General features: G+C 39.5%; 7 protein-coding genes and 1 rRNA gene. 2 read left to right on the top strand and 6 right to left on the bottom strand.

The annotated features are described in order from the left end of the window. Nucleotides 1-114: ribosomal RNA gene (locus BM161_RS04695) — 16S ribosomal RNA — on the bottom strand; the annotation flags it as partial. Nucleotides 115-967: 853 nt separating this feature from the next. On the opposite strand from BM161_RS04695, the gene BM161_RS04710 reads away from it, so the two are divergent. After that, nucleotides 968-1555, top strand: a complete 588-nt coding sequence (locus BM161_RS04710) for a DJ-1 family glyoxalase III (protein WP_074930842.1) — start codon at nucleotides 968-970, stop codon at nucleotides 1553-1555. Between the two features lie 86 nt (nucleotides 1556-1641). On the opposite strand, the gene BM161_RS04715 is transcribed toward BM161_RS04710, so the two are convergent. The 3 genes from BM161_RS04715 to BM161_RS04725 are packed head-to-tail and all read right to left on the bottom strand — an operon-like array spanning nucleotide 1642 to nucleotide 9746. Beyond that, the gene (locus BM161_RS04715; RefSeq protein WP_074930843.1) at nucleotides 1642-1959 is read right to left on the bottom strand and encodes a hypothetical protein; all 318 of its coding nucleotides are present in this window, start codon (nucleotides 1957-1959) and stop codon (nucleotides 1642-1644) included. Between the two features lie 2 nt (nucleotides 1960-1961). Beyond that, entirely contained in the window at nucleotides 1962-6629 is a 4668-nt protein-coding gene (locus BM161_RS04720; protein ID WP_074930845.1) for a SpoIIE family protein phosphatase, read from the bottom strand. A 15-nt stretch (nucleotides 6630-6644) separates the two neighbouring features. Continuing rightward, nucleotides 6645-9746, bottom strand: coding sequence for a hypothetical protein (locus BM161_RS04725; protein WP_074930847.1), 3102 nt, complete (start codon nucleotides 9744-9746; stop codon nucleotides 6645-6647). 95 nt (nucleotides 9747-9841) lie between these two features. Here BM161_RS04725 and BM161_RS04730 point away from each other — a divergent pair, with 95 nt between their 5' ends. Beyond that, nucleotides 9842-11155: a UPF0164 family protein gene (locus BM161_RS04730; RefSeq protein ID WP_074931106.1), complete on the top strand. Its 1314-nt coding sequence runs from the start codon at nucleotides 9842-9844 to the stop codon at nucleotides 11153-11155. A gap of 2 nt (nucleotides 11156-11157) precedes the next feature. On the opposite strand, the gene BM161_RS04735 is transcribed toward BM161_RS04730, so the two are convergent. Both BM161_RS04735 and BM161_RS04740 read right to left on the bottom strand, forming a co-directional pair. After that, nucleotides 11158-12747 (bottom strand): 1,4-alpha-glucan branching protein domain-containing protein, encoded by a 1590-nt coding sequence (locus tag BM161_RS04735; RefSeq protein WP_074930849.1) that lies wholly within the window; start codon nucleotides 12745-12747, stop codon nucleotides 11158-11160. Nucleotides 12748-12766: 19 nt separating this feature from the next. Next, nucleotides 12767-13426: a DUF4912 domain-containing protein gene (locus tag BM161_RS04740; protein ID WP_074930850.1), complete on the bottom strand. Its 660-nt coding sequence runs from the start codon at nucleotides 13424-13426 to the stop codon at nucleotides 12767-12769. Nucleotides 13427-13675: the final 249 nt, after the last annotated feature.

Genomic DNA, 13675 nt, shown 5'->3' on the forward strand with positions numbered 1-13675 from the left:
ACTCACCAGTCCGCCGCTCTAGGATTAGTGCAAGCACCAATCTTACCGCTCGACTTGCATGCTTAAGACGCGCCGCCAGCGTTCGTTCTGAGCCAGGATCAAACTCTCCATGATTATTTCAATAGCCCGAAGGCTAATGATCTTCATAAACAGTTCAAACCAGCTTTTATCTATTTGCTGAATTGATTTACAATCAAGTTTCGAGAACCGAAACTTGCGGGTATGTTTTTGTTCGTTGATATAAAAAACATAAAAAATTATTTAGTCAGTTATTTCCTTCCCTGATCTGTCAAAGAACTTTTTGTTAGTTCGTTGCCGCAACTCAGTGTTGCGACGGTGAAAATGAATATATCCCTTTCACCAAAAAGTGTCAATAGCGCACCCTGTTTTTTTTGTATTTTTTTTTTACTTTTTTTTTCAATTTTTTTAAATAAATTTTCTGGCTATTATCACCTGGAGGCAGGCTCCCGTGGGAAAGTGTATGAGTCTGCTCGCGAGCTAGTTTTTGCGAAAACAATTCTGCGGTTTTTCTTCGAAAAATCCTCGAATTGTTTTTTATGGCATTCGCCAAAACTCCTCGAGGCAGCCTCATACACTTTCCCACTCCGCCCACCTCCAGGTGTATCTTCAGAGTTCTTATAAAAAAAATACAAATCTAACTCTATGTTGGGAGATTGCAGGGAATAAAAAATTACGGGCATCATTTACTCTAAACGGAGTTGTGGTAAGACGGGGCTGAAATTGTGGGACGCAGGCAAAATGAAAAAGAGGGCCCCAGGGTTGCGCAATTGTTCTGGCGTAGCCAGAATGAAGCGCGATGGGACCCTGGGAGATTGCTTTTTCAGTTTTGCCATCGCTGGGACCCGCAATTTCAGGCCCGGCTTACCACAGGTCTCGAAACAGCACTTTTTTTTGTGAAGATCTCGTTGTATTATGATATACTGTTGATATTATGGAGGATTAAAAAATGAAAACCGCTGCTGTTTTTTTTGCTGATGGCTTTGAGGACATCGAGGCACTTTCACCCGTAGATTACCTTCGCCGCGCTGGTGTTGAAGTAATTACCGTTGGTGTAAAAGGAACCCCTTTTAATGACACAATGATTGTAACCAGCTCTCACAACGTTCCAATGATTATGGACATGAGCCTGGACACATATATGAAAAAATACGGAGATTCAATTCCAGACTGTGTAGTTTGCCCGGGTGGCGGAAAAGGTGCAATCAATCTTTCTGAATGCACTACTCTGCTTGCTCATCTTGAAAAAGCATGGGACGCAGACCGTCTTGTTGCAGCAATCTGTGCAGCACCGGCTGTTGTACTTGGAAAGACAAAGATTCCTGCCGGTAAAAAGTGGACATGTTATCCTGAAATGGAAGGTGAATCAAAACCGGAATATTTAAGTGGATACAGCAATAAGGTTTTTGTTACAGATGGAAATCTTGTTACTTCACGCGGACCTGGAGCCGCAGAAGAATTCGCTATGGAACTTGTAAGGATTCTGGCTGGAGATGTAGTTTATAAGAAGGTGCATGATTCAAGCCAGCAGAGGTAGTTTAGTTTACGGTGGTTTCGACAAGCTCAACCACCGTACAGTCGGTTTCAACCACTGTACAGGCGGCTTGACCACCGCCGGCCAGGTTATAACTCGTTTTCTTTCTCGCTGATCTGCTCAGCGAGATTTTTTATTTCTTCCTGAATATCATTGAGAATCTTAATATCTTCCGGGTTCTCGCAGGTGATTGAAGCGCCCTGTAAAAGCATCTGAGAAAGTTTTAAACCCATTTCTTCGTACTTGCAGTCACGTTTTGTTTCGAGTTTATGAATCTCAATTTTTGTTACGCTTTTATCAGTAAAATCCTGAACTTTATCTCCGGCCTTTGACAGTGCCTCTTTTGAAGCTTGAGTTCCACGAGAGAATAAATCTTTTACCTTATTTCCAATTTCATCAATATTCATAATTACACCCTCTTGATTGCAAGTAATGTTAAGTCATCAGACTGTTCATCTTCCAGCATCTGATCGTAGTCTACATAGTTCACACCAGAAGAATCTTCTGTTTTATGAGCTGCGTAATAATCATACATATTAAAATATTTTAATAAGAATTCGTCAATCTTTTTATCAATTCTTATATAGTCTGTCTGTGTAACTTTATCTGATTTATAAAGACGGAATACCTTTTCAAGTGACGCAAGAGCAAGAATTGATTCCTGTACATTTCCCTCACACTTTGTAAAATCAAACTCAAGAGTTTCTGTTGTATTCGGATTATCCTGCTTGGTAAGAATAAACTTTCTCTTGTTATAAACAGCTTCAATAATCTGCTGTACGCGCTCAGGTCCAAACTCTTCTTTTGCATCTTCCATCTTGATTTCAGTTTCTTCTTCATGAGTTTTCGGATTCATCTTCTTAACTTCAACTTCATTCTGGCGCACTGTATAATCCAGTTCACGGATTCGGCGGGTTGATTCTTCAATACCGTCAGTATACAGGAAGAGAATATCACCATGATTCAAAACTGTTTTTTCAACAACAAAGCCGCCGCGCATTGCAACAAGGTCTGAAGTAAATACTCCGGCTGTAGGAGCAGATGCAAGTGTAAGCACTTTTATCTTATGGCTGGCTGAATCATAAATGTGAACAAGGTTATCTCCGGCATTACACATATAAAGTTCGCCGGTCTTCACATTCAAAAGACAGATGATAAGAGTTGCAAACTTACCGCGAAGACCAAGACCTTCAATAAAGTCATTAATCTGTTCTACAAGCTTTTCAAGGTGAGTTCCGTTTTTAGCATATGACCATTTTTCAAAGTATCGGCGGAAAATTGTAGCAACGACGGTCATGATGATGGCCGCTGGAATACCGTGTCCCGAAACGTCGCATTTAATAATTCCAAACCACGTATCATCAAGTCTCTTATAGTCAAAATAGTCCCCAGATACACCAGATTCACCTTCGTAGTAACCAAAGCATTCAAGCTCGTTATCTTTATATTCGGCGTAGGTGTTCTTGTTATTTGCGCCAAGGGCTTCGAGCGGCAGGAAGGCTTTCTGAACGGCCTTACCGTCCATTGCAAGCGCTTCTTCTTCTGCATTTGCAACAAGCTCGTGGGTCATGTTATTAACCGCATCGCCAAGGCGACCTACCTCATCGCGCGACTTAATCTCAACATCTTTTCCTTTCAGATTAATCTTATTCTTTGTCTGTCCAATCATAATAACGTGCTTTTCAAGTTTTTTGATTGGAAGGACTATCAGTGATGCAAATACATAAGCGCCAAAAATTCCAAAGGCTACGGCAGCAATTGCAACTACAAGAGAGAAAATCACAATCTTTCTGATTTCTGCATTAAGGCTGTCGATAAGGCTTTGTGTAGAAAGTTCAAGATAGATTACACTGTGAATATAATTTCCCGTAGTTCCCTTGCGGTACATTACCGGTCGATAGAAAATGTAATCTGTGAGACTGCGGTTAAGATTTTCGGTATCGAAGGCCGGGTATGAGCCGCAGGCTGCTTTTGAATATTCTGCAAGACGGGCATCAAGTTCATTTCTGAGTTCTGCAATTACATCCGAAAGCCTGTCTGCTTCTTCATTATCTTCCGGAAGAACTGAAGCATATAAAGATTCAGCTTCTTTTGAAAGGCTGTCAATTTTATCTGAAAGCTCTGCTACCTCTGTAGCAATTGTTTTATCAAGTTTTTTCAGTTTTTCAGTTACATCAAGAATTACTTTTTCTGTAAGTTGAGACTCTCCATATACCAGAGAATAATTATCCATTTTTTCACTTATATCAGAATCGTTTGTAGCCCAGATGTAATTCAGATTTTCAGCTGAATCAGAATCCAGCTGCTGACCTATAATCGTAACATATTTAACTTCATCCATTGCGTCCTTTTGACCAGGCAAAGCAGAAAGTTCAAGAAGGTTATTTGCAGGGAAGAAATTCTTTACACCAGAATGGAGACTTTCAAGAAGAACCTCAGTTCTGTTTTGCAGACCGGCTGCCATTGTCTGCTCCTGAAGTCTAATTACCTTATAACCGTTTTCAAGAGAAACGGCTATTACAACTGCGATAATAAGTGAGAAGGTGAACGCAATAAGCTTTTGCTTTAAGCTTGGTAAGCGTTTGAAATTTTTCCTTAAGTTCTTCAATGGCATGGCAGCTCCTGTGTAAAGAGAAGCAATTTCTCTTTGCATTAATTTTTTCTCGTATATATTCTGATGTATATTTATCGTTATAAAAATCAAAGTAACGGCTACAATCATAAGGATGATAAACAGCACAATAAAACTGATTGCAACCTTGTATTTATACTGTCTGAACTGCTGGCTCAGACGGCTCTCTGGAACATATTCAGCTTCGATCTTTACTGTACCTGTCTGTGAAATCTTGAGTACATTGCCTGTAAAGTAAAGGCCGCGGTCAGTATGAAGGAGTCCCACTTTATAAGTGCCTTCATCAAGTTCGGTTCCAAGATTAACATTTGAGATTCTTGTGTCTGACTGTACCCGGTACTGTCCGTTTGCAGAAGTAAGTACAAGGTCGTAAGGAGCCTTACCGTCTACATCAATATAGATTTCGCGGATGGTTCCATCGTATGTAAAGCCGCCACCGTTAATTGTAAGGATACTCTCGCCTGCTTCTGTGCGGCTTTGCTGTACGCTTGTGATGTACGTAGACGGCTGAAATTTATTCAATATATAAAGAGATGAAACCGGCTCGCTGATGTTTCCAACCTCGTCCACTGCGGCTACGGATATCATGTAAACACCGTTTGCACGGTTGTAGTAGCGGCTAGTCGTTAGATTTCTTGTCTGGGTCGCGTTGCTGGTTGTGAGACGGCGCACTTTGGTAAGCTGATTTTCATATCGCTGAATAAGGCTTTCTTTAATCTGTTCAACAGAGTTTGCAGAAAGTCTCATAGGATGCTTTTTCGAAACTGCAATTGATTTTGGAATAGCACCCAGATAATCAATCTTATAAAGATATTGTGCCGTATCTTTTGACGGTGAAGCATTCCATGAAAGGCTGTAATTATTTGATGAAACAAAACCATATTCATCAAGATTATTAAATTCAATTACAGGAGCCAGTGGAGGTGTAAGGTCAAGATGATAGGTAATCTGTGCCGGCTCAGACCAGTTTCCCGCATAGTCTGCAACTCGGGCAGAAAGAATATAATTACCATCTTCATTAGCCTTAAGTCTTATTGTATTTTCCTTTGTAAAATGCTCAATCTGCTTTGGAGGCTCTACAGCATTTTCCTTTGCCCAGGTATATGAATATCCAGATATATTAGAAGAGTCGCTTGGGAAATTAATCTGAATGCGTACATCTTCTGACCTTGAACTCTTACCCTTCTTAAATGAAAGCGGTGTAAAGTTTGGAGGAAGAACTGATCTATCTGGAGAAAGAATTGCAATAGAATTTTTTGATGCAGTATTTATCTGCTGCCATATAAACGAAAGAACCTTTATTCCTTCTGCAGAATCTTTTGTCACAAGAGGATAAACGAACATATTGGAATTTCTGTTTTCTGCAAGACTTGATTCATTCCAGTAACTTCCGTCTTTTTTTACCATATAAACAGATTCACGACCGCGCCTTGTATCAAACCAGGTCATGTAAAGTGCGCCGTTAAATTCAAACATAACTGGCCGGCTCGCATTACCGCTATGAGTAAGCTGCTCTGAAGTGCCGGCTGTTACTCCGGCAGCCGTTATATTTTCTACCCAGATTGAAGAGTTTACAGAATCTGTTCTTTCCCAGGTAAGATACACCTTTCCTTCATATTCATAAAGAGAAGGTCTCTGGTTCTGATATTCGTGAAACTGTTTTCCACCACGAGATGGAAGAGAACTTCTGTCTGTTACTAAAACAGGAGGTGTCCAGTTTTTTCCGGCAGCGGAAGAATCAACTGTCATATAAAGCTGATAAGAAAGTCTGTTAGTTTCTGCCGAAGTGTACTGTGCCTGGAATACAACTATATCACCAAACGAAGATGGCAAAAGAACCGGAATAAACGGGTTTCTGTAATTCTGAGCAGGTGTAAACTGTGAAAGCTTTGGCCACTTAATACCGTCTGAAGATTCTGCAGAGAAAATTGTAAATGAGTTTTCCTCACCTACAGATGTAAAGAGTCTGAAAGTATCTGAACCGGTTTTATAAATACGAGGTGCAACAGTAACAGAAGATAATGAAGGTATTTTTGATTCGGTAAAGCTTTTACATCCGTCATTTGAAACAAATACCGAAAGATTTGAAAGACCTGTCATTACAGCAACAGCGACTGTCCCCTTCTTTAAGATTGCCGCTGTATACAAATCTGGAACTTCATCTCCAGAATAAATGAAAGGTCCTGCAAAGCCTCTGTTCTCTGTATAGTCTTTGAGCGATGTATATATTCGAACAGAAATGTATGTCTGATGTGTAGAAGGATCAACTTCCTGCCAGAAAAGATATGTCCGCGCCCCGTCAGAAGAAGTCAAGGTTACCGGGAAGCGGGAATCTGTATCAGTAATTACGACAGGATTTTCCCAATAAAAATCGGCAGCCGCAATAGCAGAAAACTGAGTAAGAGCTAGCAGAAGGAGGAAGAATAATTTTTTGAAAAGCGACATATTTTTTCTCATACTCTAGCTGCGGGCCTCAATCTTATTCTTCAAGTCTTTAATTTTCTGCGAGTTTGCATTTGCAGGCTTTTTCAAAAGCTGATCAACTATTGCATTCGCACCTACTACATTATTATTCTGAAGTCTCTGAATTGCAAGCTGATAAAGGCGTTCATCTTCTGTAGAAAGTACAGTTGATGTATTACCGCCAATCTTTGTTGTAATTTTATCCTTCAAAGCCATTGCTTCCTGATTATCAGAAACAAGGGCCAGAGCTTCATCTATTTTTGAAAGTGCATTCTGAAGTTTTGCTGTATCGTTTCCGGCAGAGTTATAGATTTTCTGTGCATCAGCTACAAGCTTCTTTGCACGGTTTGCACCGGTATTACTTACAGGCTTTTGTCTGATTCCAATATCAATTTCTACCTGATAAATCAGATCCTTTAATCCTTTATAATTTGGTTCAAGCTCATAATAGTCAAGAAGATTTGCATAACCTTCCTGTCTTGTTTCTGCGCTCTTACACATCATTTTTGCCATTTCGATTTTCTGAGCAAACTCTTCATTAAACTTCTGAGGGTTCATGAGGCGGTTAATTCTGAGTGTAAGAATTGATGCTTCCTGATTCAAAGGATATACGTACTGAAGTTTCTGAATACTGTCGAGGGCACGGGCGAGATCTTCTTCTCCTGCAGCACGGTTACCTTCTCCTATCTTACGGCTTCCTTCATCAAAATACTGATAAGCCATATTCAAAAGCTGAGACATTTCCGGATACTGTGGCGCAGACGGAAGAATCTCACGACCAGTTTTCATTGAAATGGCAGTATTTACAAAGTTCAGGAGGTTTGTAATTTCTTCATCTTCATTAATATTTGTAACTGCCCAGCGGATTTTTGCCTGATTCAGATATTTTTCTGCATCATCAAAGCGGCCGTTAAAGTAAGCATCCTTTGCCTTTGTTTTAAGATCACGAACCTCGCGGACAACATGCTCGTTTTCTGCCTTTGCAATACTTTCACCCAAAGTCTGAAGTTTTGTATCTGTCTGACTTCTGAGTGTCTCATCATTCTGATTCATCAAAGCTTCATCATATTTTGTAAGGGCATCCTGAAGCTTCTTTCGTGCTGTATCAAAATCTTCATTTCGAAGAGCATTCTGAGCTTCTGTATAACGCAGGTCTGCTTCATTACGAGCGAGCTGAGCGGCTGTCATCTGACGGCGAGCTACAGCTCCCTGCTCCTGTGCAGTTGTAATAAGGGCACGGAGTTTTTGTCTCTGTTGTTCAAAATAAGTTTTTGTTTCAACAACTAAGGCTGGAACCGATTCATCACCACGGCTTCCGTGTGCCGCATAGTTTTCTGAAATTACAGTTTCATAGTCATCAATAGACCTGATTCCATCCAAAGCTGTCTTTTGAACATACTGTGTAATTGAAAGCGAGATATCCGGATAACTGTAATAAATTCCAAAATCAAGTTCCGGGTCTGCGTTAAACGAATCTTCATAAACAACTGATTTAGAAATATCTCTATTAAGCTCAGTCAAAATATTCTGAGGAATCTTTGTGAAGAAGCCATTGCGGTATTTATCTGCGGAATTACTGTAAGCAAGCACATTTTCATAAACAGAATCTGAGCTGAGCTTGTAATAACCGGTAATTTCGTTCCAGGCGCGGCTGATAATTCCAGAAGTCTCATCAAAAATCTTATCAAGAGTTTCTGTATAAACTGCAGTAAGCCCGTCAAAGTCTCGGCGACCGGAAGTATTTGCAGCAACTTCATAAGCCTCAGTCCATGGATAACCAGAAAGCTGCTGTTTATATTTTTCTCCGACAATTGTTGTAAGCTTTGAATTAGATTCAAAAAGGCCTCTTACAATTTCACCCTGCTCTTTTATATCAACTTCGTTTCCAGTAATTCTTGCAATACTCTTTTCCTGACTGGCAGCAGTATCCTGAACCTGAGAATAGATTCCTGCAATTCTGTATGCTTCTGTACAAAGCTTTTCTGCATAATCATTTAATGAATAATAAGCTGCATATGGATTTTCAAGAGTATGAGATTCAGCTGCTGCGAGTTTATAAATATCCAGTACACGGTCTTCCAGAGAAGAATAACGAGTTACTTCATTAACGAGAGTCTTATTCAAAGAAACTGAATAGCCCCCATATTTTTTCAGAATCACAGCATATACTGCATCATTCATATTTCCGACAGCATGATTCCACTGTGCATCTACCGCGCCAAGAATACCAGAACCCGGAACTGAATCAACTCCGTAAACAAAACGGAACATAAAAGGCAGGAACGAAGCATCGGTTGAATCCGAATCAAGTTTCTGAACTTCTGCAAACTGTGTCTGCAGCTCCTGGCCAACTGTAATAATTCCCTGACGCAGTCTGTTATAGTTTCTGAAGGCATCTTCAACTTCTGCAAGTCTATTTATAGCCTGTTCATACTGCTCTGCTTTTGCGGCTTTTATAAAATCATTTACAAGGTTATTAAGTCGAGGAAGATAGTTCTTTTCCTCAAACTCTGCAATTCTTTGATCCAGTCTTGCAAGGGTCTGATTAACAGCATCTGTAAGCTGAGTATTGTCTTCCCACTGATCGTAAAAGTTGTCGCGGTAAAGCCAGAAGCCCTCTTTTGCTTTTTCAACAGCGGCTACATATTCACCTTTGCCGGAAAGCTCTGCAGTGGCATTCTGAATCTCAAGAAACAGAGCACGGAAATAGTTAAACTCTGCAGACTTTTTCAAGTCGGCAATAAACTGAAGGTTCTGGTCTGACGGATGCTTTTCGAATTTTTCAAGCTGGGCCGTAATCTCATATATTTCCTTGTTGTTTCCAGGATCTGTCTGAATCAGTTTGATAAGGCGTTCAGCCAGAATAGAATACTGATTACGAGCGTGCATGATTCGTTTTATACGGCTTTGTGCGTTATCAAAATTTTCAGGATTTTTTTCGATGTAGATATTCAGCTGTCGAAGGGCTTCATCATACTCTGTTCGGCGGATAAGTCTGTCGATTTCAAAAAGAGACAAATCATCCTTTTCCTGCGCATAGGCACAAGGCACGGTGAGAAGGATTCCGAATGCTAAACAGAGAAAAACTTTCCCTTTCATATTATTAATTATATTATATTTTATTTTCGGCAAATAAGATATTATACTTATAGAAAAGAATTAAAATTCCGAAAAAGAAGTAGATTATGAAGAAAATGGGTAATTTACCCCGCAAATTGACAGTTTTATTTTTCCTCATTCTTCTTTGCAGTAAAGCAGGTGCCCTTACTATTACAGATGTAAGCTCTGTTCTGGGCGATCTTTTTTCTTCAATGACTGATTCAAATGAAGGTACAACCTCTTTCCGTTCACTTTTAGTTCCTTTTGGAGGGCGCACTGAAAGTCTTGGAAATGCCTATACGGGCCTTTGCGATGACATCAGTTACCTGCGCTATAATCCTGCAGCGGGAGCAATTCAAAAAGAAACTCAGATAGCCCTTTTTCATAATGCCTGGATTGCAGACTCTAAACTTGAAAGTCTTGCCTTTACCACAAGATTCAAAAATATTCCGCATTTAAGTTATGGCGGATACATTTCCTGCTTCTATCTGCCTTTTACAGAATATGATTTCTTTGGTGATAGAGTTGCAGCAAATTACTATACAGAAAGTATAGCGGCTATTAATGCCTCTTACAACGTCCTTGCAGGTTATGATTTTAAGGGACTTGCTTCAGGAATTACCGTAAAAGCCGGCTGGCGCGGAATGCCAGATTATACAGACAATGAAACCGGGGCTATAATTGCAGGTTCAGGTATTAAACAAAGTGCCTTTGCTATTATGGCAGATTTAGGCTTTATGCTTCAGTTCAACTTCCTTAAGTTCTACTCCTCAAGAGACCCGAACGTTCGAATTGGTTTTTCTGCACAGAACGTTGGTGTAGCATTAACCGGTTTTGGAGATGAAATTAAACTTGATGACCCGCTTCCAACCACTGTTGCGGCAGGTATTTCTGTAAAACTCATTAAACCTATCACAGTTTCAGCAGATTTTGTACAGCCACTAAACCTTCAGAACATCAATTCATATCAGATTCCTTATTTTAACTCTGGAGTTTCCATTCAGTTTGCCTCTTTTGTATCTCTGCTTGCAGGTTTTTCTCTTAAAGGCGCAAACCCAAGAATCAGTACCGGTTTTGAATTTGAAGTTGCAAAAATCAGATTGAACATGAACTATACTCTTGACCTTACAACTTCTGCGGCCCCGGTAAACCGCATCAGCCTTTCTGCAAAGCTTCTGCTTGGTGATAAGGGACGAAGTGTAATTGATGCTCAGGTAGATGAATATTACCAGATTGGCCTCAAATATTATGCAGATGCAAAATGGGAAGATGCAATTCTTGTTTGGGAAGAAGCCATTAAATTAAACAAGCGCTTTGACCCGGCAATTCAGGGTATTCAAAGCGCCCGTTATCAGATTGAAATGTTCCAGATGATTCAGGATTCCCTGCAGCTGGATCAAGATTATTAATACTATCTCTTTTTAGTAAAGATTCTGTAGTTCATCCAAGGGAAGATAGAATCTTTTGCTTCAAGCTTTGTAAGCCATTCTGTACTTACAGTATTCGAACCAAGTGAATCAAAAACAGCTGTAAAGGCTGCAATAGATTCCTTAAAGCGTTTTTCTGCAAACTGTGGGAACTCGGAACGGTTAATCATTTTTGCAAGATTAAGGCTCTGTGCAAGCATAAGTTCCTTAGCACCAAGATTCAAAAGACGAGTCTTAAGTCCTGTATCCATTGGAAAACGGCCTGCAAGGTCAATCATACGCTCACAACTCTTTCTGATATAGCGCATCATCCAGCAGTTTTTGCTTGAAAGAAGGTTTTCACCGTATCCTGTACCAATTCCAGCAGAGAAATATGGCTCAATTTTTTCAAGATTGTACTGTTCATCACACATTCTGTCGCATGAAAGAACAGAAAGTCCTGCATCACTAGCCTTTCTTATAACTTTTTCAAGCCAGCTGATACATTCATTCCAGGTTTTACTGAGTTTTGAAATATCCAGAGTACAGATTTCTGAAACATAATTATATGATGGAAGGAGCTCTGCAGCCTTATCAAGAGTCTGGCAGCGTTTTTCAACAAAGGCTGCTGCATCTTTTTCTACCTGAACTTCTGCACATTCTTTGTTATACAGACAGCCGGAATCTTTAAAACAGCGGTTCCAGTATTTATAGCCTGTTGAATAGCGAATCTGATCCTTATCAATCAGACTTGTAAGTTTTTCCATAGGAAGTTCGTAACCAATATCTCTGTTCTGATTTCTATAGCATTCAGCAAAAATAATTCCGTTTTCACCAAAAAGCTCAGAGTCAATTACTCGGTTTCTTGCGAAAATAACTAGAGAATTGTCTGTACGAGAAGGATAGAAGATACCTGCGTCCGGTACAGTTTCTGCAAACAAAATACTTCTTGAATCAAGAATTGTGTAGGTATAGCCGTAAGCGCGGATAAGCTTTTCAATACCAGGTGTATACCCCATTGCAGGAAGCCAGAAACCTTCCGGCATAACACCAAAATACTGACGGTATGCATGGAGTCCGCTTTCAATCTGAGCAGAAATGATTTCTTTGAGATCTGCATAGTGCGGCATAAAGATATCTGTTCCACAGGTTCCCATAAGCTCAATATAGCCTCTGGTCATATACTCTGCAAAAACAGGAATAAGGTTTTTATTGTATTTATTTGTAAAATCTGCAAGAAGAGATTTGTTTGATTCAATTGTGTCGTTTATGATTGCGCAGAGCTTTTCATCAGCCTTATTACGTCTGATTTCTGCCTTACCAAGTGTATTACGTTTTTCAAGCCAGGTGATATAGTCTTCCTGAAGTTCCGGATCAGAAAGCATATTACACAAAACCGGAGGAAGAACAAGAGCAAAACGATATTTAATCTTATCTGCCTCTAGTTTTTCAATCATTCTTAAAAGTGGAATATAAACATTTGAAATTGATTCGTAAAAACTATTTAAAACGGGAGCATTATCTTTCAAGTCTTCATCGGAGTGACGTATAAATTCCTGACTTGCTTTAATAACTATACTCAAAATTTTCTGCATAAACTAAACCCTTACCCGATCATGAAAAAGAATGTCTGTGATTTCTATACTGCTCTACTATAAGTTCCTTCATTCCAGAAAGTTCGATAACCGGAGATAAAGGTTCTTCGCGGCCAGGCTGCATTTCATTTACCATTGCTGCCCCCTGCGGAATTGAAATTACTGGAGAGAAAGCAATAACTTCCCCTGTACTGCCAGTAACACATATAAGTTCAACTTTTATATATTTTTTTCCTGTAGGAAGAAGAACGTACTGTTCCTGACTCTGTGAAGGAGTCTGTACTTCAAAAGCTTCATCTGGTTTTGCATCACCAGGATTTTCGTATGAACAGATTCTAAGCTTTAAGCTGCAGGCGGGATTATCATTGATTCTGGCTAAATCATTATCATTAAGATTCCAGAAAACAAATAACCATGCAGGATTTCGTAAAACGCATGAAACCTGAGTTTCATTAAAGTTTCCGTTAAGCACCAGAGGCTGCTGATTATCGACATCAGTAGCGATAATCATTTCATCTTCTTTATTGTTTGATTCTTCTGAAAGTTCAAGAAGTTCTGCGATAAGGAAGCGTCTGTCCAGATCTTCCGGAACATCAACGCCGTATTCATCTGCCAGCTGCACAAGGTCTGAAAATGAAAGTTTTTCAAGAGAAGCACGATTTATAGGTTCTTCATTCATATTTCAACATAATCTAAAAAAAATGAATTAATGTCAATCTTTTTTTAGGAAAATACTAAAGTCAAAATGACAATGGCCGATAATTAAAGTGTTGGTGATAATATCGGGTGGGAAAACGACATCCAGACACCTGAAAATTAACTCCTATGTTTGCTTTTAAAAAGTTGAAAAGTGTGTGAGACTTTTCAACTTTTTTTTATTTAAAACGTTTTAAATTCAAGATTTTTTTATTAATTGCCGATATAATAA

Origin of the sequence: Treponema bryantii, assembly GCF_900113965.1 — a bacterium.
GTDB classification, from domain to species: Bacteria; Spirochaetota; Spirochaetia; order Treponematales; family Treponemataceae; genus Treponema_D; species Treponema_D bryantii_A.

Excerpts from the sequence above, each read along its gene's own strand:
- BM161_RS04710 (WP_074930842.1), top strand. The coding sequence starts at position 968 with ATGAAAACCGCTGCTGTTTTTTTTGCTGATGGCTTTGAGGACATCGAG.
- BM161_RS04715 (WP_074930843.1), bottom strand. The coding sequence starts at position 1,959 with ATGAATATTGATGAAATTGGAAATAAGGTAAAAGATTTATTCTCTCGT.
- BM161_RS04720 (WP_074930845.1), bottom strand. The coding sequence starts at position 6,629 with ATGTCGCTTTTCAAAAAATTATTCTTCCTCCTTCTGCTAGCTCTTACT.
- BM161_RS04725 (WP_074930847.1), bottom strand. The coding sequence starts at position 9,746 with ATGAAAGGGAAAGTTTTTCTCTGTTTAGCATTCGGAATCCTTCTCACC.
- BM161_RS04730 (WP_074931106.1), top strand. The coding sequence starts at position 9,842 with ATGGGTAATTTACCCCGCAAATTGACAGTTTTATTTTTCCTCATTCTT.
- BM161_RS04735 (WP_074930849.1), bottom strand. The coding sequence starts at position 12,747 with ATGCAGAAAATTTTGAGTATAGTTATTAAAGCAAGTCAGGAATTTATA.
- BM161_RS04740 (WP_074930850.1), bottom strand. The coding sequence starts at position 13,426 with ATGAATGAAGAACCTATAAATCGTGCTTCTCTTGAAAAACTTTCATTT.